At 60.2% G+C, this 22545-nt stretch carries 23 protein-coding genes and 1 tRNA gene; 4 read left to right on the forward strand and 20 right to left on the reverse strand.

Annotated features, from left to right (window positions below; translation table 11 throughout):
• Positions 1–26 precede the first annotated feature (26 nt).
• The 5 genes from B0E33_RS04710 to B0E33_RS04730 form a co-directional block, all read right to left on the reverse strand.
• Positions 27–569 (reverse strand): GNAT family N-acetyltransferase, encoded by a 543-nt coding sequence (locus tag B0E33_RS04710; protein ID WP_077290570.1) that lies wholly within the window; start codon positions 567–569, stop codon positions 27–29.
• Complete coding sequence (locus B0E33_RS04715; RefSeq protein ID WP_023001686.1) at positions 569–1138, reverse strand: GNAT family N-acetyltransferase; 570 nt, start codon at positions 1136–1138, stop codon at positions 569–571. The genes B0E33_RS04710 and B0E33_RS04715 overlap by 1 nt, the downstream gene beginning before the upstream one ends.
• Positions 1135–1740: a GNAT family N-acetyltransferase gene (locus B0E33_RS04720; RefSeq protein ID WP_031269624.1), complete on the reverse strand. Its 606-nt coding sequence runs from the start codon at positions 1738–1740 to the stop codon at positions 1135–1137. Before B0E33_RS04720 ends, B0E33_RS04715 begins: the two co-directional genes overlap by 4 nt.
• 138 nt (positions 1741–1878) lie before the next feature.
• On the reverse strand, positions 1879–2148 hold the full coding sequence (gene rpmA / locus B0E33_RS04725; RefSeq protein WP_006933726.1) for a 50S ribosomal protein L27: 270 nt from the start codon (positions 2146–2148) through the stop codon (positions 1879–1881).
• A gap of 50 nt (positions 2149–2198) precedes the next feature.
• Positions 2199–2798 (reverse strand): 50S ribosomal protein L21, encoded by a 600-nt coding sequence (locus B0E33_RS04730; RefSeq protein WP_023014642.1) that lies wholly within the window; start codon positions 2796–2798, stop codon positions 2199–2201.
• A gap of 633 nt (positions 2799–3431) precedes the next feature.
• On the opposite strand from B0E33_RS04730, the gene B0E33_RS04735 reads away from it, so the two are divergent.
• A tRNA-Ser gene (locus B0E33_RS04735) sits at positions 3432–3521 on the forward strand.
• Between the two features lie 230 nt (positions 3522–3751).
• Here the strand turns inward: B0E33_RS04735 and B0E33_RS04740 are convergent.
• A complete protein-coding gene (locus B0E33_RS04740; protein WP_077290571.1) occupies positions 3752–4360 on the reverse strand; it encodes an NADPH-dependent F420 reductase in 609 nt (202 codons plus the stop codon).
• A 91-nt stretch (positions 4361–4451) separates the two neighbouring features.
• Positions 4452–5204, reverse strand: coding sequence for an SDR family NAD(P)-dependent oxidoreductase (locus tag B0E33_RS04745; RefSeq protein ID WP_031269625.1), 753 nt, complete (start codon positions 5202–5204; stop codon positions 4452–4454).
• Between the two features lie 111 nt (positions 5205–5315).
• On the opposite strand from B0E33_RS04745, the gene B0E33_RS04750 reads away from it, so the two are divergent.
• The gene (locus B0E33_RS04750; protein WP_077290572.1) at positions 5316–6218 is read left to right on the forward strand and encodes a LysR family transcriptional regulator; all 903 of its coding nucleotides are present in this window, start codon (positions 5316–5318) and stop codon (positions 6216–6218) included.
• 192 nt (positions 6219–6410) lie between these two features.
• Here the strand turns inward: B0E33_RS04750 and B0E33_RS04755 are convergent, their stop codons facing one another.
• From B0E33_RS04755 to B0E33_RS04775, 5 genes are all read right to left on the reverse strand, one after another.
• Positions 6411–7799 carry a tripartite tricarboxylate transporter permease gene (locus B0E33_RS04755; RefSeq protein WP_265733516.1) on the reverse strand — a complete coding sequence of 463 codons (1389 nt, stop codon included), beginning with the start codon at positions 7797–7799 and terminating at the stop codon, positions 6411–6413.
• A 124-nt stretch (positions 7800–7923) separates the two neighbouring features.
• The gene (locus B0E33_RS04760; RefSeq protein WP_023014641.1) at positions 7924–8385 is read right to left on the reverse strand and encodes a tripartite tricarboxylate transporter TctB family protein; all 462 of its coding nucleotides are present in this window, start codon (positions 8383–8385) and stop codon (positions 7924–7926) included.
• A gap of 59 nt (positions 8386–8444) precedes the next feature.
• Positions 8445–9398 carry a Bug family tripartite tricarboxylate transporter substrate binding protein gene (locus B0E33_RS04765; protein ID WP_077290573.1) on the reverse strand — a complete coding sequence of 318 codons (954 nt, stop codon included), beginning with the start codon at positions 9396–9398 and terminating at the stop codon, positions 8445–8447.
• A 26-nt stretch (positions 9399–9424) separates the two neighbouring features.
• Positions 9425–10105, reverse strand: a complete 681-nt coding sequence (locus B0E33_RS04770) for an RraA family protein (RefSeq protein ID WP_173017421.1) — start codon at positions 10103–10105, stop codon at positions 9425–9427.
• Between the two features lie 2 nt (positions 10106–10107).
• A complete protein-coding gene (locus B0E33_RS04775) occupies positions 10108–11118 on the reverse strand; it encodes a hydroxyacid dehydrogenase (protein WP_062489886.1) in 1011 nt (336 codons plus the stop codon).
• Positions 11119–11297: 179 nt separating this feature from the next.
• On the opposite strand from B0E33_RS04775, the gene B0E33_RS04780 reads away from it, so the two are divergent.
• Positions 11298–12197 (forward strand): LysR family transcriptional regulator, encoded by a 900-nt coding sequence (locus B0E33_RS04780; protein WP_075281367.1) that lies wholly within the window; start codon positions 11298–11300, stop codon positions 12195–12197.
• Positions 12198–12348: 151 nt separating this feature from the next.
• Here the strand turns inward: B0E33_RS04780 and B0E33_RS04785 are convergent, their stop codons facing one another.
• From B0E33_RS04785 to B0E33_RS04810, 6 genes are all read right to left on the reverse strand, one after another.
• Positions 12349–13677, reverse strand: coding sequence for a TRAP transporter large permease (locus tag B0E33_RS04785; RefSeq protein WP_055658240.1), 1329 nt, complete (start codon positions 13675–13677; stop codon positions 12349–12351).
• Positions 13674–14237 carry a TRAP transporter small permease subunit gene (locus B0E33_RS04790; RefSeq protein ID WP_023001699.1) on the reverse strand — a complete coding sequence of 188 codons (564 nt, stop codon included), beginning with the start codon at positions 14235–14237 and terminating at the stop codon, positions 13674–13676. The genes B0E33_RS04785 and B0E33_RS04790 overlap by 4 nt, the downstream gene beginning before the upstream one ends.
• A 76-nt stretch (positions 14238–14313) precedes the next feature.
• Positions 14314–15369: a C4-dicarboxylate TRAP transporter substrate-binding protein gene (locus B0E33_RS04795; protein ID WP_023001700.1), complete on the reverse strand. Its 1056-nt coding sequence runs from the start codon at positions 15367–15369 to the stop codon at positions 14314–14316.
• A gap of 48 nt (positions 15370–15417) precedes the next feature.
• Positions 15418–17799 (reverse strand): xanthine dehydrogenase family protein molybdopterin-binding subunit, encoded by a 2382-nt coding sequence (locus B0E33_RS04800; RefSeq protein WP_077290574.1) that lies wholly within the window; start codon positions 17797–17799, stop codon positions 15418–15420.
• Positions 17796–18296: a (2Fe-2S)-binding protein gene (locus B0E33_RS04805; protein WP_077290575.1), complete on the reverse strand. Its 501-nt coding sequence runs from the start codon at positions 18294–18296 to the stop codon at positions 17796–17798. The genes B0E33_RS04800 and B0E33_RS04805 overlap by 4 nt, the downstream gene beginning before the upstream one ends.
• Positions 18293–19126, reverse strand: coding sequence for an FAD binding domain-containing protein (locus B0E33_RS04810; RefSeq protein ID WP_077290576.1), 834 nt, complete (start codon positions 19124–19126; stop codon positions 18293–18295). Before B0E33_RS04810 ends, B0E33_RS04805 begins: the two co-directional genes overlap by 4 nt.
• A 145-nt stretch (positions 19127–19271) precedes the next feature.
• Here B0E33_RS04810 and B0E33_RS04815 point away from each other — a divergent pair, with 145 nt between their 5' ends.
• Positions 19272–19910, forward strand: a complete 639-nt coding sequence (locus B0E33_RS04815; protein ID WP_062489896.1) for a TetR/AcrR family transcriptional regulator — start codon at positions 19272–19274, stop codon at positions 19908–19910.
• A gap of 273 nt (positions 19911–20183) precedes the next feature.
• Here the strand turns inward: B0E33_RS04815 and B0E33_RS04825 are convergent, their stop codons facing one another.
• Positions 20184–21089: a 2-oxo acid dehydrogenase subunit E2 gene (locus B0E33_RS04825; RefSeq protein ID WP_077290578.1), complete on the reverse strand. Its 906-nt coding sequence runs from the start codon at positions 21087–21089 to the stop codon at positions 20184–20186.
• A gap of 9 nt (positions 21090–21098) precedes the next feature.
• Positions 21099–22529: an NAD-dependent succinate-semialdehyde dehydrogenase gene (locus B0E33_RS04830; protein ID WP_077290579.1), complete on the reverse strand. Its 1431-nt coding sequence runs from the start codon at positions 22527–22529 to the stop codon at positions 21099–21101.
• Positions 22530–22545: the final 16 nt, after the last annotated feature.

The raw sequence follows: 22545 nt of genomic DNA on the forward strand, positions 1-22545 counted from the left end.
CTGTTTCAGGCCGGATCCCGATCGGATCAATGGCCGTTCAGAAAGTCTGTTCGTGTCAGCTCGGTGCGAATGGCGGGCATCGTACAGCCTCGCGACACGCTGGCACAGCCCACTTCACCAACTTCCCGGAAACCCAATTTCCGGGCAACACCGAGCGAAGCCGGGTTATCCGTCATGGCTTCGCAGGCGACCAACTTGTGATCCGTATTGCCGAACAGCCAGGCGACCGCCGCCTGCACTGCTTCGCTCATATATCCCTTGCCCCAATAGGCGCGCCCCAGCCAATAGCCGATCTCCGGGGTCTCCCGCAACTTTTTGAAGCCGATGCCACCGATCATCAGGCCGTCGCAGTCGATCTGGAAACCGAGTTCTTCCGCCTCCTGCCATGTCGACCAGCGCTCGACAGACAGCGCCAGATAAGCCCGGCCCTGCTCCAGATCGTAAGGGTAGGTAACCCGCGACAGCATCTTGGCGACTTCGTAGTCCCCCAGAAGCTCGGCGCAGCGATCCAGGTCCTCCGGGCGCGGGGCTCGAAGGACCAGACGCTCGGTCTTCAGAACGGGCGGCATCAGGCCGCTTCCTTGCGTGCATCGAAATCGGTGCGCGCCAGGCGGACGATCACGTTGGAAACCCTGCGATCCAGTGCCTTCGAAAAACGTTCCGTCATGGAGTAAGGCTTGAAACCCATTTTCCTCAGCAGACCGCGGGAGCGGAAGTTGTCCTCAAAGGCGCGCGCGGCTATGGCGTCCGTCTCAAAGGCTTCGAACGCCCAGGCGAGAGCAGCCTCTACAGCCTCGCTGGCATAGCCGTGCCCCTGAAACGCCCGACCGAGCCAATAGCCGAGTGTCGGCAGGTTCGGCAGATCATCCAGGTCACCCGGCGGTTCGATGGCAACCACCCCGATGAACACCCCACCGAGCGTAATGGCAAACAGCGCTTCGGTTTCGAACGGATCCTTGCCGACCACCGTCTTCAGGAAGGCTTCCGCAGCTCCGTCCTCATAAGGCCAGGTGAACGACGTCATCCAGCGGGCGACCTCGAAATCCTTGCCCGCCAGCGCAACCATGGCTTCGGCGTCCGACATCTCGATCGGCCGCAGGATCAGGCGTCTTGTTTTCAGCTCAGGCAACATGCTCATCGTCCCTGCCCCCATCTTTTCAATGACTTCCAGACAGCCCGCTCCAGCGTATAGCGCTCGATGGGCACCGAGCCACCCGCCCCCAGAGAGCGGATCATGGCCTGGTCGCGATACTGAAATCCGGATTTGACGAGCACCCGGCGCGATGCCGGGTTGGTGACCCTGCAGGATCCCTGCAGCTCGCCGATGTCATGATAGGTGAAGGCATGGTCGACCAGTGCATGCACCGCCTCTGTCGCCAGACCCTGGCCCCAGAAGGGTTCACCCAACCAATAGCCGACATGCACCGGACCGCCGGGCTCGACATTGGCATACCGCGCGATGCCGATCAGCCGGCCGGTTAACTTCAGGCGGATGGCAAAGCTAGCAGACCGGGGTTGGTTGATCGCGGCCTTGGCGACCAGCGCCCGGGCATCGTCCAATGCGAAGGGATGCGGCATGGTGGAAAGGTTTGCCGCCACTTTCTTGTTGTTGGCCAGAAACACCATATCGGCCAAATCGTCCATACGCGGCTTGTCGAGCCGCACACGAACCGCTTCCTGCGGCAATGGGGCCGCAGCCAGACTGCTTTCGTCTAATAAACCGTCACTTTCAACAACCATCTTTTCCTCCAGCCAAAACAAATCAAGGGAGAGATGGCGCCCCATCTCCCCCTTGGATCTTGACTGGTCGGATTGCTGACCTGTCTCGAATTGCCGGGGTCTTACGGGACGCCGGCGTTTCGAAACTTCACGTCGGCTTTACTCCGCTGCTTCCGCTACCGGGAGCACGTTAATGTAGGTTCGCTTGTTGGCTTTCGCCTGGAACTCTACCTTGCCTTCCACGGTTGCGAAGATGGTATGGTCCTTGCCCATACCAACGCCGGTGCCCGGGTGCCAGGTAGTGCCGCGCTGACGCGCGATGATGTTGCCGGGAATCACAGCTTCCCCGCCGAATTTCTTGATGCCGAGACGGCGGCCAGCTGAGTCGCGGCCGTTGCGGGACGAGCCGCCTGCCTTTTTATGTGCCATCGTTAGAACTCCTCGTTCTTCGAATACTTTTTAGGTTCGGGAGCGGCGGCTTAGTTGCCAGCCAGTTCCTTGGCCTGCTCAACCCAATTACCGCGCTCGAACTTGCCTTTCAGGCCAGTTTCTTCTTCAACGCGTGCGACGTCGTCAGCGGACATTGCTGCGATCTGAGCGAAGGTGGTGATCCCTGCTTCGTTCAGCTTCTTCACAGCTGCCGGACCGGCGCCATCGAGTTTCTTCAGGTCGTCGGCGCCTTCTGCTGCAGCCGGTGCGGCTTCAGCGGTTTCTTCAGCCTTCGGCGCTGCCTTCTTCGGCGCTGCCTTCTTGGCCGGCTTTGCACCACCGGTCAGGATATCGGTCACCTTCACGAGGGTGAAAGCCTGACGATGGCCGTTGCGGCGGCGGGAATTCTGACGCCGGCGCTTCTTGAAAATGATAACCTTGCGGTTACGGCCCTGTTCGACCACTTCGGCAACCACGGTTGCGCCTTCGACAAGCGGAGCGCCAACTGTGGTGTCGGTGCCATTGCCGACCATCAGAACCTCTTCAAAGGTTACGGTGCTGCCGGCTTCGGCATCGAGCTTTTCGACCTTCAGGAGGTCATCGGCGGCAACAGTGTACTGCTTGCCACCCGTCTTGATCACTGCGAACATGTCTCGCACGTCCTTCTTTTCGTTTTTGACACACCGGAACGGGCTGTTAAACCATCGAACCGGCTGCTTTTCAGGTCGAACCGAGGCGCCTGTCTCTCCAGGTCTTGAACCTGGCTGACAAGTCTTTGTGTCGGGTTGAGCGTGAAGCTTTTAAAGCCCGGCAGGCCTTGAACGACAAACATAACTCGAAAAAGCGAACCTTTTCGAGCCCGCGCAATATAGTCGGCCGGTTCTCGTTGTCAAACGGAAATCTGGCCTTTCTGCCGCAAAACCGCTTGTTTTCGTTTCCCTGGCGCCCCCGCATTCGCGGCGGTTTCTCTCGTGGTCACCACGATTCCCGCAAACAGGGATACGCCAATCGGCGTTGACGGCCGTTATCGGGGCAAGCCGACATCCGGTCAATCCGAATCTCCATGGTGCTCCCTCCTCCCCTTCCCCGAGCTCCCTGCAGACCGCTTTTCGCGTCGTGCAAATACGTCTGCAGGCGGTAAATTCGCGCCCAGGAAGCAGACAAACCGGGCAAAAACAGCCCCAATCCACAAACTGAAAAAAGAACTCATTTCCGGGCTTGCAGGGCGCGCAGAGTGTGTCTATGTTCCGCGCCACTTGAGACCCGTTTATCGCAAGTACCGCGGAGAGGTGCCGGAGTGGTTGAACGGGGCGGTCTCGAAAACCGTTGAGCGCGCAAGCGTTCCGGGGGTTCGAATCCCCCTCTCTCCGCCATATCTATCCTTGCGCTACCGCCTTCGGCTACTTGAGCGCATGGCTCCGGGTTCGGACCTTGTCCTCGCTGCTCCGCCATTTTCCAAATTTCCAGTTGAAGTTTTTATTCTCTTCAGCGCGTTTTCGCGGTGACGAAAGAGCATTGCATAGCAATCGCCTTCAGATCATCAGTGTGCTCGAGGACCGAGTCGTCATCGGTGCCACACGTGTGGGTCGTCGGGTCAGCTTTATCACCTGCCGCCATCGATGAAGAGTTCCAGGCCGCTCAGCGCGCCGCCGAGTTCCATCAGCCTCCCGCCTGTCGCCAGCGAGCCGATGTACACCGGGTGCAGATGGATGTCTGAAACCAGATGCTGTGCGATGGCGACAGCGTCTTCGTCGTCACCGGCCACGAACAGGACTCGCCGCAAACGGTCTTCCTGTAACGGCGCGATCATTGTGGCGACAGGAAGAGTGTTGAACGCCTTCACGACACGAGCGCCGGGGGCCAGGCTGGCGACAATCTCGCTGCCGGTCTCTTCCCCCAGATCATCGATCTCGAACGACGGTGCATAGCTGGTGAAGATATTTGTCGCGTCGATCAGGACGCGGTTGTCCCAATTGATATCAGGCGCAAGCACGTCGCTGAGTTTCGTCCATGGCATGGCCAGGACAACGACCGGTTTGTTCATGGCCTCCGCCGCATGGCCGGCGGCAATCCCTCTCCCAAGTCGCGTGATGACATCACGCAGACTTTCCGGCCCGCGGCTGTTGGCCAGGACGATGTTGTGACCGGCAGCGGCCAGCCGGCTGGCGAGGGTCTGCCCGAGCGACGCTGCACCCAGAATTCCGATTTCCATCGAAGAGACTCCTTGAGAGCGTATTGAAGTGAGCGCGTGGGCCAGACGGCCAAACCGGTTGTCGGCTCGGACCGTCTGGTCAACCGCGGACTTAAATCTGGTTCATGCCGCCATCGACGAACAGCTCGATGCCGTTGACGAAGCTCGATGCCTCTGAAGCAAGAAAGAGCACTGCGTTGCTGATGTCTTCCGGCCGGCCGATCCGGCCCGAGGGAATATTGCCGAGGATGTGGTTCTTGACACCTTCGGCCTGCTCACCGCCACCGAAGAGATCGTTGAGGCCGGCGGTCTCGGTCAGCCCGGGGCTGATGGCGTTCACCCGGATATTGCGGTCCTTCAGATCGAGGATCCAGCTACGGGCGAAATTGCGCACTGCTGCCTTGGTTGCCGAATAGACACTGAAGTTCGGTGTCCCCGCGGTGCCCGTGGTCGAAGACGTCAGGATGATCGAGGCTCCGTCCCGCAGCAGCGGCAGCGCCTTTTGCACGGTGAAAAGAACACCTTTCACATTGGTATCGAATGTCTTTTGATAGTGCTCTTCGCTGATCTCGCCGAGCGGGGCAAATTCACCTCCACCGGCATTGGCGAAGAGTACATCAATCTGGCTGTGCTGCTGCTGAACCGCGTCGTACAGCCGGTCGATATCTGCAAGCACGGACATATCCCCCTGCACGCCGGTCGTTCGCCCGCCAATGGACTTGACGGCTTCGTCAAGAGTTGCCTGGCGGCGACCGGTGATGAAGACGGATGCCCCCGCAGATGCGAATGCTTTTGCCGTCGCGAGACCGATGCCACTGGTTCCGCCGGTGACAACCACAACCTTGTTCTCGAAGTTCTGTGTCATTTCATTCTCCTGTCTGACGGCACGATTGCCGTTGACATGAAGATGCAAATGGAACGATCGTTTCTGTAGTGGGCAATTTCAACACTTAGCGTTCCATAGAAAGAACGATCGATGCAGCAAGACCTGAATGACCTGGCTTATTTCGCCGAGGTGGTGGCGCATCGCGGATTTGCGCCGGCGGGCCGGGCGATCGGCGTTCCCAAGTCAAAGCTCAGCCGGCGAATAGCGGCTCTGGAAGAGCGCCTGGGCGTAAGGCTGATCGAAAGATCAAGCCGGCGGTTTCGGGTCACCGACATCGGGGAGCAATTCTATGAGCGGTGCCGCAGCATGCAGTCGGAAGCTGAACACGCCCATGCCCTGGTTGCGGAATCCCGGGCAGAACCGCACGGGCTGATCCGCTTCGGATGCCCAACTGGCCTCGTTGAGGTTGTTGCCCCGCTGATAAGCGAGTTCCTGTCTCGTCACCCCAAGGTACGGCTGCAGCTCGTAGCAGCCGATCGGGCGCTGGACCTGATCTCGGAACGCATTGATCTCGCCTTGCGTGTGCGTACGGCGTTGACCAGCGATGCCTCGCTGACAATGCGTACGATCGGTACCTCAATCAGAATTCTGGTTGCAAATCCAGGTCTCGCGCAGACCGTTCATGAGGTCGATGACCTGGACAAAGTTCCATTGCTATCGACGAGCGATAGCGCGGATGAAATCGAATGGAACATCGAAACCGACATGGGCGAAACCCGCGCGTTTCGAAAGCAGGCCAGGATGGGCTGCGCGGATTTTTCGGCAACACGAACGGCCGTGAAGAAGGGTCTCGGTGTAGCGCTATTGCCCGACCACGTCTGCAGCGCGGAACTGGCTACCGGGGATCTTGTGCGTGTCCTCCCGCAATGGCGAAGTCAGAAAGGGATCGTGCATCTGGTCTTCACGACGCGGCGCGGGCTGCCGCCAGCTGTCCGATCATTCATCGACCATCTTGCCCGCTGTTTTCCAAAGGATGCGCTGAGCTACGAATAACAGTCGAAACCTACCCATGTTGCGACTCCGTCTGTCCTTCGAAAGACACATGTGGCGGATCCACGAGAAACCACAGCAAACGGATCTCATGGAAAGGAATGGAACAGGCAGAAAACCCCGATGCGAGCTGATCGCTCTGCACCGGGGTCTTGATTTTTCAGGCAGGTTTCCCGTCAAACACTCAAGGTCTTGTCAGCTGGTAGCCTCTTCCCTTTTGGCGCCTTGAATCCGCCGCTTGATCATCGGCCCGACGACAACCGCGACCGTCAGGGCTACCAGAACCAGGCTGGTTGTATTCGAGAACAGGACCAGCCAGTCGCCGCGTCCGATCCGCAAGGCAAGACGAAGGTTTTCCTCGGCAAACCCACCCAGGATAAGACCCAGGACAACCGGTGGCAGCGGGAACTTGAGCTTGTCCATTACCCAACCGATCGCACCGAAGCCGAGCATCAGATAGACATCGAACATTCGTCCGTGGATCGAATAGACCCCGATCAGCATCAAGACGATGATGACCGACCCCAGGAGAGGACGCGGGAGATTCAAAAGGCGCGCAAAGCTGTTCGTTGCCAGTGCCCCGCCAAGCAGCACCAGAAGGATCGCGCCGAACAGGAACTGCCACATGAAGCCGAATACCACGTCCGGATTGTCCCGGAACAGCATGGGCCCCGGCTGCAGACCATGCACCAGCAACCCACCCAGCATGACCGCAGCGACGGCAGTTCCCGGGATGCCAAGTGTCAGGGCCGGGATTAGCGCGGAAGCGGTGTCGGCATTGTTTGCTGTTTCCGCGGCCGCAACGCCTTCGGGTTCACCATTGCCCCAGGTATCCGGTGTTTTCGAGGCCCGGCGAGCTTCGTTATAGGACATGAAAGCAGCCATAGAACCGCCGGCTCCCGGAAGAATTCCGATCCAGATCCCGATGATCGATGAACGGATCCATGTCTTCCAGAAGCGGTACATGCGAGGCAGAGCACGCCAGATCGGCTCCGTTCCCAGTTTGGAACTGTTGACGCCGTCCGTTTTCAAGGGCGTTTCCAGCAGATCGATAACCGGAGGCAGCGCGTAGAGACCGACGAGCAGAATGACGATGTTGACGCCGTCCAGAAGCTCCAGCTGTCCGAAAGTGTAACGATCATTTCCATAGATCGGGTCCGAGCCCGCCACTGAGACGAAGACACCGAAACAGGCGCTGATCAGCCCTTTCACCGGGTTGCCTCCCAGCAGGAAGATGATGCTGGCAAGGCCGAACACGGCAACCCAGAACACTTCCGAAGGGCCAAACAGGAGCGTGACCTTGGAGAGCGGAGGCGCGAGCAGCATCAGGGCAAAGGCGCTTGCGATGCCTCCGATCGAAGATGAGACGACGGCCACTTGCAGCGCAAATCCGCCCTCGCCCTTTTGCGCCATCGGATAACCGTCGAACGTTGTCGCAACGGCTGCGGGGGTTCCGGGAATGCGCAGAAGTACTGCTGGGATGGCACCGCCATACATTGCACCGTTGTAGATGCCGGCCATAAGACCGAGCGCGACCAGGGGTTCGAGACCGAACGTGAATGGCACAAGCACGGAGATGGCCATTGTGGCGCTCAGGCCGGGCATTGCACCGACAACGATGCCCGCAATCACGCGATGACGACAGCGGCAAAGTTGGCCAGCCCGAAAACTTCGGGAAGTGCGCTGAGAAGATCGGAGTACATTGAGATCACTCCTGCCAGAGGCGTCCTGCCGGAAAGTCTTGCGACATTCCGTAATCGAAGATCAGCCAGATGGCTCCGACGACGACCAGGGTTGCCACTGCAAGTCCAAGTGGGTTGCGATAGCCGAAGAGCCAGGCAACGAGCGGAATGGTTATGGCTGTGCTCGGGTAAAAGCCGATCAGGTCGGTGGCCAAGGCATATCCAAGGATCAGCAGAAAGGCACCTGCAACCCGGCCGGGTGACTTGCTCATGGGCTCGGTTTCTTCACCAGCCGACGCCTTGCGTTGATCGGCGATCAGAAGCAGTAGCGAGAGGATGATCAGCCCGACCAGCATCACGGCTGGCAGCAGGGCAGATATCGGCCTCAATGTCGAGGTCGGGTAGAGAAAAGCAAACGCGGCCGCGGCGATGCCAAGAGCGGTCAGTGTCTCGGGCCGGAGAAGGCGGTGTGTACGATGGTCGGACATGGCACTGGCTTTATCTGAGTAAGAGAGGCCGCGCGGGGGCGTGCCCCGCGCAACGCGCATCAGTTCCAGGGAGTCGTATCCCAGACCTGCTTTGCAAGGGTATGCAGATCCTCGGTCAATGCCTTGAAATCGTCCCCGGTTACCACCTCGACCAGATTTGCGGTTTCCTTCATGGCTTTGAGGAACTCCGGATCAGAGGCAAGCTGTTCGAATGCGGCAAGAAGCTTAGCCTGTACATCCTCAGGCAGGCCGGCAGGCGCGACGAACCCCCGCATGGAACCGTTTATCAGGTCCAGCCCCTGCTCCTTGAAGGTTGGCAGGTCTGGCGCAAAGTCAGAGCGCTCCGGCGTCGCAACGCCAAGTACATTCAGTTCTTCCTGAAACTCGGCCACCTCGGAAATGTTGAGGATCCCCATCGCCACGTGTCCGCCCATGAGTGCGGTTCGCGCCGGGGCGGAGCCCTTGAACGGTACGATGGTGAACTCGGTTTCGGTCAGGCCTTCAAGCTTGATCAGCGCGAAGTGATCATCGCCTCCGAGGCTGGACATCCCGACGGTGATGGCCCCGGGATTGGCCTTGGCTTCCGCGATCAGCTTGTCGAGCGTGTCGAGACCGCTCGCCTTGGAGGTGACGATCACGTTGGGATCGTTCACCACATTGGCGAGATAGGTGAAGCTGTCGGCATCATATTCCGCTTCACGATCAATCGTGCGCGCCATCATGCCCGGAAGGTTGAAGGTGCCGAGCGTGTAGCCATCCGGAGAAGATCTCGCCGTTTCCGTAATGCCGATCTGCCCACTTGCACCCGGCATGTTCTTGACGACGAGGCTTGCCCCTTCGCCCAGGTATTTTTCGATGAACGGTGCAGCGGTGCGAGCCATAACGTCCGTGCCGCCGCCTGCGGAATATCCGACAATGACCTCGATGGGTTTTTCGGGATAGTCGGCCATGGCAGCCCCAGCGACCATAACCAGCGCACCTGCAATTGCAGAAGCCTTCAGGTAAGTAAGCATTTGTCTCCTCCCTTTGTTGAGACTGTTCAGTAATCCGGAAATTCGCAACCGCGTTCCTTGAGGGCTGCGTCCACCCAGCTGCGATCGTTCTTGCCTTCAGCGATTGCCTTCATCTGCCGTTCTTCGGCATCCTGTTTCGCCAGGGTCTGACGAAGAATTTTCTCGGCCCCATCCAGGGGAACCGCGAGCACGCCATCGGAATCGCCCAGCACGATGTCACCTGGCTCGATCACCATTCCGTCCAGACTGATCGGAACATTGATTTCACCCGGGCCGTCCTTGTAAGGGCCGCGATGGGTTACCCCCGCTGCGAAGGTCGGCAGGTTGGTCTTGAGAAAGGCATCGACATCGCGGATTGCGCCATTCAAGACGAAGCCCGCAACCCCTCGCTTGACGGCGTAGGCAAGCATCAGCTCACCCATGAGGGCATTGGAAAGATCCCCACCGGCATCGACAACGATCACATCACCGGGTTTGGCCAGGTCGATCGCCTTGTGCAGCATCAGGTTGTCACCCGGACGGCTCTTGACGGTCAGCGCCACGCCGGCCAGGCCGCCGGAGGCATGCATCGGCCGCAGGCGCGGACCGGCGGCTGCGAGGCGTCCCATGCAGTCGGAGACATTGGCAACCGGAAGCTTGGCAAATTCAGCAACGAGTTCCAGCGGCGCAGCTTGTTTTCGGCTGCAAATACGAAAGCCAACCGACATGTTCATTCTCCTGCTTTGGCGTACATGGCACCGGCGTCGGCCAGAAGTGCACGATTTGCTATGCGTTCGCGGGCGACAGGCTGGCCATCCAGAACCTGGAAGATGCCGCGCACGGCCTCCACTCCGACACGTGCACCGGCTTCGCGCGTGACGCCGCCGATATGCGGAGTGACAATGATGCGGTTTTCACTGAAGAACGGATGGTTCGCCTGGGGTGGTTCCACGGCAAAGGTGTCAAGTCCCGCGCCTGCAAGATGACCTGATTGAATTGCAGCGAGCAGCGCGTCTTCGTCAATCAGCCCACCACGTGCCGTGTTGATCACGTAGCTGCCTTCCGGCATGCGCGCGATGGCTTCGGCGTTCAGGATCTGGCGTGTCTGATCGGTCAGCGGACAATGAAGGCTGAGGACATCGGATTGTTCCAGCAGCTCTTCGAGCGAGCTGCAGCGTTTTACGCCCAGTCTTTCGAATACGTCGTTGTCGGCATAGGGATCGTAGCCGATCAGGTTCAGGCCAATGCCCTTGGCAATTCGGCCTGTCGCCTGTGCAATAGACCCCATCCCCAACAAGCCCAGTCGGCTTCCTGCCAGCTCGCGGCCAAGAAAACCTGCCTTTTCCCAGCGGCCGGCACGAAGCCCTGCGTCAAGCGGCAGGATGCGCTTCACGGTGGCAAGCATGAGTGCAATCGCATGTTCGGCGACTGAAACTGCATTCGCGCCCGTTGCAACAAGTACCGGAATGCCGCGGGATGCGGCTGCCTGGAGATCGATGTTGTCGACGCCAACACCATGCTTTGAAATGACGCGCAGCTTTGGAGCCTTTTCAAGGACGTCGGCATCCAGTCGGCCCATCCGCGAGACGATCCCTTCCGCCCCGGTCTCGACCAGGAGCGTGGAGATCACATCACTGTCTGCATAGGCCGGAGTATGAACGGTTTCGTATCCGTGGTCTTTCACAAGCGCGACAGCACTTGGGTCGAGGTCGGGGCCGGTCACAAGGATTTTCTTGCTCATGCGTACGTCTCTCTGCTCTCCGCAAGCGGAAAGTGATTGTTCTTTGATAGGGGATGAGTGACCGCGTCCGCCTCCCAGCTTGCACGGTTGAATTCCTCCGCCATCTTGGGTAACGGATAGAATGACTTAACAAAAGCGAATTAATCTGGTTCTTATATTAAGAAAAACTGGATAAAGGTATGGACACCCGTCAACTCAAGACCCTGGTCGCTATCGCAACCCATGGCACCTTCACCAAGGCGGCGGAGATCGTAAACCTGACGCCGTCGGCAGTCAGTCAACAGATCCAGGCGCTGGAAGTCGAACTGAACATCATCCTGTTCGAACGGTCGTCCCGTCCTCCGAAGTTGACCTCGCAGGGACTTCAAGTCCTTGAAATGGCTCAGGAGATGTTACGTCTCGAAGACGATACCAAGGCAAATCTGCGGGGAGACAAGCTCGCCGGCACCCTCATGCTGGGCTCTGTTCGTTCCAGTGCACTCAATCTGCTGCCGAGAGCCATTGTCCAGATGCGAAACCAGTATCCCGATCTGAAAACCAATCTGAGAGTTTCGCTGTCTTCAACCCTGATTGCCGATGTGGCTTCCGGACGGCTCGATGCTGCAGTGGTCGCGGAGCATGTCGGCATTCCGCCCGCCTTGCGCTGGAGCCCCTTTCTTCGTGAGCCGCTCTGGCTGATCGCACCGGAAGACACAAAATCCACCGACCCCGCCGACCTGCTGGCCACCTGTCCGTTCATTCGATTTCGCAGCGCCGTGCCGCTTGCCAACCTTATCGACACGGAGATCTCTCGCATGGGGATCGCTACCAACGACATTGCCGAGATCGACACGATCGGGTCCATCGTGACATGTGTCCGGCAAGGCATGGGCGTTTCCGTTGTACCGCATGTCGCCTTGCAGGAACCGGATCACCAGCGGCTGACAAAACTCCCTTTCGGCAATCCGCAAGTGACAAGGCAAATCGGCATCGTTGAGCGGATCGTATCGCCGCGGGCTGAAATCATCGCGCGTATCCACACGGTACTTGCCGAACTTTGCGCCCCGCATGGCGTAAGCAGAATAGAGGACGTGTCTTGACCATCCTCCGGAGGATCACCAGCCAGTAGGCTGCACCGCCTAATCAATGTGTCTTGTCAAAAAGGCTGTCACCAACGAGGTCGTTCGGTCTCAGGGCCGAGAAAGAAGGCGTTGCCTGGACAAACGGAAGATCCTCGCATTGTTTTTTCCATCACAAGAACAAGGTCGCAATGCCGGGCAGAAGAATAACGAGCAGCAAGACCAGCAGCATGACCGCGATGAATGGCATCGTGCCCGCGAAGATCTGTTCGACGGAAACGTCCGGATCGTTGAGCGTATTGTGCACCGTGAACACCGAGATGCCGAAGGGCGGCGTCAGGAGGCCGATTTCAACGGCGATCACGATGACGATGCCGAACTGGCTGAGATCTATGCCCATGTGCTGCGCGATGGGCGCTGCGATCGGCACCATGATCAGGAGGATCGACGTGCTGTCGAGGATCATGCCCATGACGAGAATGAGCGCCGAGCACAGAACCATGAAGCCCATCGGGCCGAGGCCGGTCTCGTTGACGAGGCTTGCGATGGCGTTGGGAAGGCCGGCGATCGACAACATGCGCGAATAGTAACTGGCAGCGACAAGCAGCAGCAGGATCGATACCGAGATCACGCCGGTCTGTTTCATCACCCGCCACAGGTTATGGCGGTTGAGGGAACGGCGTGAAAGCGCAACCAGCAGCGCACCGAAGGCGCCGACACCGCCAGCCTCTGTTGGTGTGAAATATCCCGAATAAAGTCCGCCGAGCACCAGAACCACGAGCAGGATGATCGGCACCAGCTTGGCGATCATCCGGCCAAGCGGCATCGGTTCAATGGCGCTGTCGCGCCGACGCTCCTTCGCAGCAGCCGGATCGGTAAGAACGAAACCCGGGAACAGCACGGTGACGGCAACGAGCATTGTCACGAAGCCACCGGCAAGCATCAGCCCCGGCACGATGCCGGCGATGAACATGCCACCGATGGAGACTTCTGCCAGAACCCCATAAATAATGAGGAGCAAGCTCGGCGGGATCAGCATACCGAGTACCGATGAGCCCGCGACGGTACCGGCAGCAAAGGCCGGGCGATACCCGTGACGCTCCATTTCAGGGACTGCGACGCGCGTGAATACCGCCGCCGAGGCAATGGAAACGCCGGTGACCGCAGCGAAGATCGTGTTGGCCGCGACAGTCGCGACCCCGAGACCGCAGATGACCCGGCGCAGCAGTTCCTCTGCAACTTCGAAGGTGTCCCGCCCGACGTTGGAAACGCTCACCAGCAGCCCCATCAGGACGAAGAGGGGAATGGTCGCGAACAGATAATCGGCAATGCCGCTGTAGACGGTCAGCTCCAGCATCCTGAAGGCAAGGTCGATGTTATTGCGGATGATCCATATCCCGGCAAAGGCCACCAGGAACAGCGCATAGGCTATTTGCATGCCGAGCAGAACCAGAACGATCAACGCGCCGACAAGCAGGAAGCCAATGGTCAACGTCGTCATGAAAAGCTCCGGAACATGCGAATTTCTGTGTGCGCCCGGTAGAACGCGGCCAAAACAGCCACCGCCGAGCCCAGGACCGTTATGCCCCGGAAGGGCCAGGTCGGAATGGTAAAGACGCCCTGGACGCCGAAAAATTCGGACGTCGCCCAGGCACTGGCGAATTTCGGCCAGGAAGCCCAGAGAATGAGACCGAACACGATGACGCCGCAGAGGGAGAACAGGGCCTCGATCAGGCAGACACCTTTCGGCGACACGCTTTCAAGACGCCGGACGAGAAAATCGGCCCGGGTCAGGCGCTTTTGCAAGATGGCAGCGGCAACCTGCAGGAAGACGATGGCAACAACGGTGCGCGCAGCGATTTCCGCAACGCCGGTAATCGGCGCGTTGAAGAAGTTTCGACCAAGGACATCAGCGACGATCAGTATCATGAGCGCGCCGATGGAAAGTGTACCGACCGATGACATGATGGCGGCCGTGCCGCCGAGCATTGCGCCGAAAGGCGCTTCCGAGAAAGCCGGGACATAGGCGTCGTCGGCCTCGGTTCTGGTCTCATCCGTCATCGTTACGTCCAGTTCGCTCTCAATAAACCCGCCCGGACAAGATGCCGGGCGGGAGAGGTGTGAGGCAAGGCCGCTCTCAGAGCCCTTCGTCCCAGGACCTCAGCGGTTCCGCACCGCGTGCGCGCAGGGCGTCGAAATAGGCCTTCAGCACGACACGGCCGGCATCGCCGGTCTGTTCCAGCCACGGTTCCACGATATTCGGCAGTCCGTTCACCCAGGCGGTTTTTTCTGCTTCCGGCAGTTCGTGGATCGTCAGACCCGCTTCCTGCATTTCCTTGAGTGCTCGCGTGGCAAGATCCTCGACATATTGACCGTGTGCCGCGGAAGTTGCCTTCGCAGCTTCCCGGAAGGCGGCCTGGACCGGTTCCGGCAGACCGTCGAAGAAGTCCTTGTTGGCCGCGATGCCGCCGAAATACATCGAGCCGATGCCCACGCGGGTGAGTTCCGGCGCGACTTCATAGACGCGGGTCGGCAGAATGCCCGACGCGAAGGACAGCGTACCTTCGGTCACGCCGGTCTGGATGTTGGTGTAATAGGTCGTCAGTGCACCATCGACCGGCGTTGCCCCCGTCCCGCGCAACCAGTTGGCCGAGGTTCCCGGGGCGTTGAGCTTGCGGTTTTCAAGATCCTTCATGGAGTTGACCGGGAAGGTGGCATAGATGTCGTAGCTGTCGGTGATGAGCGATGACAGATGAACCATGCCGTTTTCCGCCCAGCTGTCACGCAGCTCCGGTAGGTTTGCCGAAAGATCATCGAAGATCTCGATGATCATCTTGTGGTCTTCCGTGGCAAACGGCGTGAAATAGGTCACGTTCTGGAGCGGCATGTTCGCACCTTCCCAGACGGTGCCGACCATGCCTACATCGACGATGCCGTCCATGACGGCTTCACGCGTGTCGGTGAATTTGTAGAGCGTGCCGGCATAGGACTCCACCCAGTCGACCTTGTATTCGCCGGCGGCTTCCAGGATCCGGTTCACTTCCGGCTGGAAGGTGTTCTTCATCGCATAGACCCAGATGTTCTGTTCCGGATGCGACGAACCGATATTGACCGTGATCGCCTGTTGCGCGGCGGCGAGGCCGGCAGAACTGGCCAGCATGGCCGTTGCGGTTGCCAATGTTACGAACTTCATGATTTTCCTCCCTGCATTCGGAGCCTTATCCTCCCAGGCTCCTCTGGTTCAGTCATTCAAGGTTCCAAGTGCTCTCACGATCCGTTCAGGCGTGAACGGCATTTCTGTCACTTGCGCGCCCATGGGCCGCAGGGCGTCGTTGATCGCATTCATGACGGCGGCCGGAGACCCGGCAGTGCCCGCCTCGCCCGCGCCCTTGGCCCCGAGCAGGCTCTCCCCCGTCGGCGTTTCAACGTGACCGATGATCATGTCGGGCATTTCAGCCGCCATCGGCACGAGGTAGTCTGCCATCGAGCCGTTCAGGAGCTGGCCTTCCGCGTCGTAGTGGATTTCCTCGAACAGCGCTCCACCGAGCCCCTGAACGATGCCACCCCGGATCTGCTCGTCAACGAGAAGCGGGTTGATCACCCGCCCGCAATCCTCGACGCACCAATGCTTCAGCAGCTTCACGATGCCGGTCTCCGTATCGACCTCGAGGTAGGAGGCCTGGACGCCGTTGGTGAAGGCAAAGGGGTATTCGGACGTAATGAAGTGCCGTGTCTGGACAAGCTCCCGCGGCAGGCCCTTCGGCAATGTGTCGCCGCGGAAGTAGACGATCCGGCCGAGCTCCTCGAGCGGCATGCGGGCTTCGCCTGAAGTGCTGTCGACCACAGCGCCGTCGCGGATGTCGAGCTGCGCCTGATCGGCCTGGAGCATGGAAGCGGCCACCTCAAGGATGGAATCGCGAAGCGCCCGCGCCGCCTGCAGCGCAGCCTCGCCGCCGATACCGGCCCCGCGCGACGCCCAGGTGCCGCCACCGTAGGGCGTCACTTGTGTATCACCGGTAATGACGCGCACACGCGCAGGGGACACGCCAAGACCCTCGGCAACCACCTGGCTCAGCATCGCCTCGGTGCCCTGCCCCTGTTCGGTTACGCCGGACAGGGCGACGATCGATCCGTCCGGATCCATCCGCACCGTGCAACCGTCTTGTGCCGAAATGCGCGCGCCGCCGATACCGTACATGAAGGGCGAGGGATTGGTCAGCTCGATGAAGCTTGCAATACCGATGCCCCTGTAGATGCCCTTCTTGCGGAGCTCTGCCTGTTCGGCTCGCAAGCCGTCGTAGTCCATCAGCTCCAGAAGCTTGTCCATGGAGGCGTGATGCGACAGCCCCTCGAAACGCATGTTCGCGGGAGACGTCACCGGATAGGCATCATCCCTGAACATGTTGCGCCGGCGGATCTCGACCGGGTCCATGCCGATTTCGGCGGCCGCCATATCCACCAGGCCTTCGGTGATCGCAACCGCGATCGGATGGCCGACTGCCCGGTACTGGCAGGTCGGCGTCTTGTTCTGGAAGACGACTGTGGTCCTGGCCCGGTAATTCTGGAAGTCATAGGGGCCACCGCAGAGGTTCACCACCTGGTTGCCTTCGATGGCGGAGGTGCGCGGATAGACCGAATATGGGCCGATCGCCGTCCAGTCATCGACATCCATGGCGAGGATCCGGCCGTCTTCTCCAACTGCAATCTTCGCCTCGATCTGATGATCGCGGGCGTGGATGTCGCTGGAGAAACTTTCCAGCCGGTCGGCAATGAATTTCACCGGCCGTTTCATGATCTTGGCGATTGCCGCCGTCGCCATTTCGTCCGGATAGACATGCACCTTGATGCCGTAGGAGCCGCCGACATCCTCGCAGATGACACGGACCCGGCTTTCCGGCAGGTCGAGATGAGTGGCCAGAACTGTCTGGATCATGTGGGGCGCTTGCGTCGCATGCCAGGCGGTCATCTGTTCCTCGGCCGGGTTCCAGTCGACCAGGATCGAGCGCGGCTCCAGCGTCACGCCCGTGTGCCGTCCGGTGACGAAGCGCGCCGAGACGACCTTGTGCGCGGTCCGGAAGGTTTCGTCCACGTCCCCCTGTTCGTGCAGGCGCCGGAAGGCGAGGTTGTCGCCCATTTCCGGATGCAGCACCGGCGTTTCAGGATCGAGCGCGGTCATCATGTCGGTGACGACGTCCAGTTGCTCGTAGTCAACATCGACAAGAGCCGCACCATCCTCGGCAGCAGCGCGAGAGGTCGCGACAACGGCTGCCACCGGTTCGCCGACCCAGCAGGCTCGGTCAACGGCAATCGCGTGTTCCGGCGGCGATTTCAGGCCTTTCAGATGGGCGAGCACAGCAACCCATGGCTTGCAGACCTCGGCGATGTCCTGGCCCGTGAAGACCCGGAGCACACCCTTCACCGCTTTTGCATCCTCGGCGTCGATACTGTTGATCTTCGCGTGCGCGAAGGGCGAGCGCACAAAAGCGACATGGACCATGCGCGGCAGCACGATGTCGTCCACATAGACGCCGCGCCCCTGGACCAGACGCCGGGCATTGGGCCTGGGGACCGTCTTGCCGATATAGGAATTGGGCCGGTCCGGATTACCGAATTGAATGGTCATGCGGCCCCCTTATGTGCGCGGACACGCGCTACCGATTCAACCGCGTCCACGATGGCTTCGTAGCCGGTGCAGCGGCAGTAATTGCCCGACAGATGTTCGCGGATCTGATCGCGTGACGGCATGCCGCCGGCCTCCAGCAGCTCGTTAATGGCAACCAGCATGCCGGGCGTGCAGAAGCCGCACTGGAGCGCATTGCGCTCGACAAAGACGTCCTGAAGATCCTTTATCGCGCCCAGGTCCGACAGGCCTTCCACTGTCCAGACGTCGGCACCGTCCGCCTGGGCGGCCAGCATCAGGCAGCCCCGCACGGCTTTGCCATCGACCTTCAGTGTACAGGCACCGCAGACACCGTGTTCGCAGCTTGCATGGGCGCCGGTAAGGCCAAGCTCGCCGCGCAGGAAATCAACGAGATGCTGACCTGCCGGAACACGCGCCTCGACGGGCTCCCCGTTAACGGTCAGGCTGATGTCGATCTTGTCGCGGAACATCTCCGTCATGCGTTTCCTCCCTCGATCCTGGCGGCGGCGCGGCGTAAGAGGACACCGGCAAGGTGGCGGCGGTAAGCGGCACTTGCCTGGGTGTCCGACGGTGGGTCGATTTCCGCCTGAAGAGCCTGAACGGCGCCATCAATGTTGCCCTGGTCGAGAGCGGCCATGGCCCCTTCGGCAAGGACCGGCTTGGGTCCGACGGAAAAAAGCGACAGCCGGTGTCCATCGGCGCGCGTGACGAGGCACACTCCGGCAAGGGCATAGTCGCCGGATCTCCTGGCAACCTCTACGATGACCTGCTTTTCGCCGGGCTCTGCCTTCGGGACCGAGAGGCCGGTCAGGATTTCCCCCTCCTCGATGGCCGTTTCGAAAATGTCCTGAAAGAAATCTTCCACCGGTATGTCCCGCGAGCCGTTGAGGCCCTCCACATGTAGCGTGGCGCCAAGGGCCAGAACGCAGGCTGGAAACTCCGCAGCCGGATCGGCATGAGCCAGCGCACCACCCATGGTGCCGCGGTTGCGGATCGCAGCATGGGCGATGAATTCCACCGCCTGTGAAAGAAGCGGAGCAGACTGCCGGATCAGCGGGTTACGACCAATCTCCGCATGCGATGTCAGCGCGCCGATCCGCAGACCATCCTGCGTTTCGGTTACCCCGGAAAGCTCGCTCAGGCGGGAAATGTCGATCAGGACGTCGCCTGCGGAGAGACGCAGGTTCAAGGCCGCAACCAGGCTCTGGCCACCTGCAAGCACGCGGCCGTTGCCGTCGCTCGCGGCCAGCATTTCCAGCGCGTTGCGCAAACTGGATGCCCGGGCATAACCGCCCGCCGATGCCTTCATGGCGTCTCCCTCCCGATTTCATCGCGACGCCCTCCAGCATCGCTTATTGAGCATCTGCTCAACTTTATTGATCAGATGATCTATAAAAATCGGAAGATTGCAAGTAGATTATTGCGTGCCGTATGAGGGAGGCAGGAAAAGGAACATGAATGGAATGACCGATGTCGCCGAAACGGGGGACACTTCCAGCCGTCGCAGGCTGCCCCCTTCCGAACGCCGCCAGCAGATCGTTGAAGGTGCCGTCGCCTTCTTCGCCGAGGTCGGCCTTGACGGCAACACACGCGATCTCGCCAAGCGTATCGGCGTCACGCAATCGCTGCTTTTCAACTATTTCGCCACCAAGGACGACCTCATAGAGGCGGTCTACGAAAAGGTGTACCTCGGTCGACTTTCTCCCGACTGGCCGGAGCGGCTGACCGACCGGGAAGTGCCGCTGCGTCGGCGCCTGCTCGATTTCTACACCGAATACAGCACACTCATCTTCCAGTACGAGTGGATGCGGATTTTCATGTTTTCCGGCCTTTATGGCGCAGAACTCAACCGCCGCTATCTCAAACATCTGGGTGACGTCATCCTGCTGCCGCTCCTGGGCGAGATCGAGCACGAGGCCAGTTCCGGCGTCTCACCGGTCATGGAAGATATCTGGAACCTGCACGGCGGCATCGTCTACATCGGCATCCGACAGCACATCTACCGAACCCCCTGCCCGGACGATCCGTCCGAGGCCATATCAAGAGCGATCGACCGTTTCCTGCTGTCGTTCGGAATCAGTCCCTGCCCTTGAGCTGGTGCTGAAGAGGTTGTCCGCTGTTCAAGCGGCTCATTCTCATTCACCGCACCCGGAGAGACACACGCGAGGCAAGGCTCCAAATCTGTTCCAAGCGCAGCTGGACAGTCGGAAACGCGATTTCGGTAACTTCGTGGAGAACAGAGATAACGTCGTTCCGGCTATTCCTCAGGTTTTTCAAGGACCGCATAGCGTCCACAAGCTCCCAGGCAGCTACACACATTCCGGGAACCTCAATCTTGCAGTGAGGTAAATCCAGCGGACAGCCCGTCAGATCAACATCCGCCGAGGCTCTTTCAAAAGACCCGCGTAATAGCTCAGGAAGCGCGCGGCGTCGGCGCCGTTGATGACCCTGTGGTCGTAGCTGAGATCGAGGGGCGCCATCTGGACGGGTTGGAAAGCCTCCCCGTCCCAGACGGGGGACACTTCGGTGCGAGTGATGCCGAGTATGGCGACTTCGGGTGGGTTGACGATGGGTGTGAAGGCGGTGCCGCCGATCCCGCCGAGGTTGGTGATGGTCATGGACGCACCGCCCATTTCATCAGGGCGCACCTTGCGCTCTTGTGCTCTGGAGGCAAGGTCGGCGATTTCCGCCGCGATCTGCCAGAGGCCTTTCCGGTCAACGTCCCGGATAACGGGCACCATCAGGCCGTGGGCGGTGTCGACCGCGATGCCAAGGTGCACGTAGTCCTTCAGGAACAGTGTCTTGCCGTCCGAGCTGAGAGAAGCGTTGAACTTCGGGAACTCCCGCAAGGCCTTCGACAAGGCTTTGGCATGGAAGGCCAGCGCCGTCAGCTTCACGCCGCGCTCGCCGGCTTCCGATCGCAATTCCTTGCGCAGGGCTTCAATGGCGGTCATCTCCGCGCGGTCGTGATGGGTGACGGCGGGAATGAGCCGCTGGGCCGCGGCCATGTTCTGTGCAGCAACCTGCGCGAACCTTGAAACCGGTTCTTCCGTTATGGGGCCGGAAAGCGCGTGGTCGACGTCCCAGTACCCGCGGTCTCCTGTTTCAACTGGAGAAGCTGAGACCGAAGGCGACATCCCAGTATCGCCTTCGCCCTCCACATCCTCGCGGGCGATGGACGTGCGTCCGATGTCGCGCGCGAGTTTCTCTATGTCTATGCCCTTCTGCCGGGCCAGCGCCCTGACCGAAGGCGGTGCGATCACGTCGGACATCTCCACCTCCTACCAGCTTGCCGAAATATACTGGGTTTCCATGAACTCCAGCATGCCTTCATGACCGCCTTCACGGCCAAGGCCGGACTGCTTGGTGCCGCCGAAGGGAGCCGCCGGATCGGAGACGAGGCCGCGGTTGAAGCCGACCATGCCATAGTCCAGCTTTTCGCAGACCTGCAGGCCGCGTTTCATGTCCTTCGTGAAGACATAGGCAACCAGACCGTATTCCGTGTCGTTGGCTCTGCGGATCACGTCGTCCTGATCGGTGAAGGTCTGGAGGGCGGCGACGGGCCCGAAGATTTCGTCGTGCACGCAGTCGGCCGTCTCGGGCACACCCGACAGAACCGTGGGCGGATAGAAAAAGCCCTTTCCGCCCGGCAGGTCGCCACCGACTTCGATCTTCGCCCCCTTCTCAACGGCATCACGAACGAAAACCGCAACCTTGTCGCGGGTTTCCGCATTGACCAGCGGGCCGACGTCCACATCCGGGTCAGATCCGTCACCGACCTTCAGTTTTTTCATGGCCTCGACAAGTCGGCGGGTAAAGTCGTCGGCAACGGCTTCGTGTACATAGATACGGTTGGCCGCCGTGCAGGCTTCACCGAGGTTGCGCATCTTGGCCAGCATCGTGCCCTGCACCGCCTCATCAAGGTCGGCATCGTCAAAGACGATCAGCGGTGCGTTGCCGCCAAGTTCCATCGCCGGTTTGAGAACCTGATCGGCCGCAGAATGCAGCAGCTTGCGGCCAACCGCCGTGGAACCGGTGAAGGAGACGACGCGCACGCGCGGGTCGTGCAGCATGTGGTCGACAAGCGCGCCGGTGCGCTTGGAAGGCAGCACATTGACGAGGCCTGCCGGAACGCCGGCTTCTTCCAGGAGGGGCATGAGCGCCAGCATGGTCAGCGGTGTTTCGGAAGCCGGTTTGATGATCACCCCGCAGCCGGCGGCCAGAGCCGGAGCGATCTTGCGGGTGCCCATCGCCGCAGGATAGTTCCATGGCGTGACAAGAACCGCAAGGCCGGCAGGCTTGTGCTGCACGATGATGCGCGCGCCAGAGGCAGGCGCATGGGTGATGAGGCCGTCGGCGCGTACGGCTTCTTCGGCAAACCAGCGGAAGAATTCGGCGGCATAGGTCGCCTCGCCCATGGCGTCACTGCGCGCCTTGCCGTTTTCCAGCGTGATCATGCGGGCAAAGTCTTCCAGCCGCGCCGTCATCAATTCCCACGCCTTGCGGAGCACTTCAGAACGTTCGCGCGGCGTTTTGGCGGCCCATTTTGCCATCGCGGCTTCTGCGGCATCCAGCGCGGCATCCGCGTCCTTGATATCTGCGGACGCGACGGAGGCAAGCACCTCTTCGGTTGCCGGGTTCAGAACGTCGAACCTTTCGCCGCTCGCTCCCGCGCACCAGGTGCCGTTAATGTAAAGATCTGTATGGTCCATAATGGTCCCCATGGGT

Source organism: Roseibium algicola (assembly GCF_001999245.1).
Taxonomy (GTDB): Bacteria; Pseudomonadota; Alphaproteobacteria; order Rhizobiales; family Stappiaceae; genus Roseibium; species Roseibium algicola.

Coding starts and splice junctions, on each gene's coding strand:
- B0E33_RS04710 (WP_077290570.1), bottom strand. CDS start 569: ATGCCGCCCGTTCTGAAGACCGAGCGTCTGGTCCTTCGAGCCCCGCGC.
- B0E33_RS04715 (WP_023001686.1), bottom strand. CDS start 1,138: ATGAGCATGTTGCCTGAGCTGAAAACAAGACGCCTGATCCTGCGGCCG.
- B0E33_RS04720 (WP_031269624.1), bottom strand. CDS start 1,740: ATGGTTGTTGAAAGTGACGGTTTATTAGACGAAAGCAGTCTGGCTGCG.
- rpmA (WP_006933726.1), bottom strand. CDS start 2,148: ATGGCACATAAAAAGGCAGGCGGCTCGTCCCGCAACGGCCGCGACTCA.
- B0E33_RS04730 (WP_023014642.1), bottom strand. CDS start 2,798: ATGTTCGCAGTGATCAAGACGGGTGGCAAGCAGTACACTGTTGCCGCC.
- B0E33_RS04740 (WP_077290571.1), bottom strand. CDS start 4,360: ATGGAAATCGGAATTCTGGGTGCAGCGTCGCTCGGGCAGACCCTCGCC.
- B0E33_RS04745 (WP_031269625.1), bottom strand. CDS start 5,204: ATGACACAGAACTTCGAGAACAAGGTTGTGGTTGTCACCGGCGGAACC.
- B0E33_RS04750 (WP_077290572.1), top strand. CDS start 5,316: ATGCAGCAAGACCTGAATGACCTGGCTTATTTCGCCGAGGTGGTGGCG.
- B0E33_RS04755 (WP_265733516.1), bottom strand. CDS start 7,799: ATGGCCATCTCCGTGCTTGTGCCATTCACGTTCGGTCTCGAACCCCTG.
- B0E33_RS04760 (WP_023014641.1), bottom strand. CDS start 8,385: ATGTCCGACCATCGTACACACCGCCTTCTCCGGCCCGAGACACTGACC.
- B0E33_RS04765 (WP_077290573.1), bottom strand. CDS start 9,398: ATGCTTACTTACCTGAAGGCTTCTGCAATTGCAGGTGCGCTGGTTATG.
- B0E33_RS04770 (WP_173017421.1), bottom strand. CDS start 10,105: ATGTCGGTTGGCTTTCGTATTTGCAGCCGAAAACAAGCTGCGCCGCTG.
- B0E33_RS04775 (WP_062489886.1), bottom strand. CDS start 11,118: ATGAGCAAGAAAATCCTTGTGACCGGCCCCGACCTCGACCCAAGTGCT.
- B0E33_RS04780 (WP_075281367.1), top strand. CDS start 11,298: ATGGACACCCGTCAACTCAAGACCCTGGTCGCTATCGCAACCCATGGC.
- B0E33_RS04785 (WP_055658240.1), bottom strand. CDS start 13,677: ATGACGACGTTGACCATTGGCTTCCTGCTTGTCGGCGCGTTGATCGTT.
- B0E33_RS04790 (WP_023001699.1), bottom strand. CDS start 14,237: ATGACGGATGAGACCAGAACCGAGGCCGACGACGCCTATGTCCCGGCT.
- B0E33_RS04795 (WP_023001700.1), bottom strand. CDS start 15,369: ATGAAGTTCGTAACATTGGCAACCGCAACGGCCATGCTGGCCAGTTCT.
- B0E33_RS04800 (WP_077290574.1), bottom strand. CDS start 17,799: ATGACCATTCAATTCGGTAATCCGGACCGGCCCAATTCCTATATCGGC.
- B0E33_RS04805 (WP_077290575.1), bottom strand. CDS start 18,296: ATGACGGAGATGTTCCGCGACAAGATCGACATCAGCCTGACCGTTAAC.
- B0E33_RS04810 (WP_077290576.1), bottom strand. CDS start 19,126: ATGAAGGCATCGGCGGGCGGTTATGCCCGGGCATCCAGTTTGCGCAAC.
- B0E33_RS04815 (WP_062489896.1), top strand. CDS start 19,272: ATGAATGGAATGACCGATGTCGCCGAAACGGGGGACACTTCCAGCCGT.
- B0E33_RS04825 (WP_077290578.1), bottom strand. CDS start 21,089: ATGTCCGACGTGATCGCACCGCCTTCGGTCAGGGCGCTGGCCCGGCAG.
- B0E33_RS04830 (WP_077290579.1), bottom strand. CDS start 22,529: ATGGACCATACAGATCTTTACATTAACGGCACCTGGTGCGCGGGAGCG.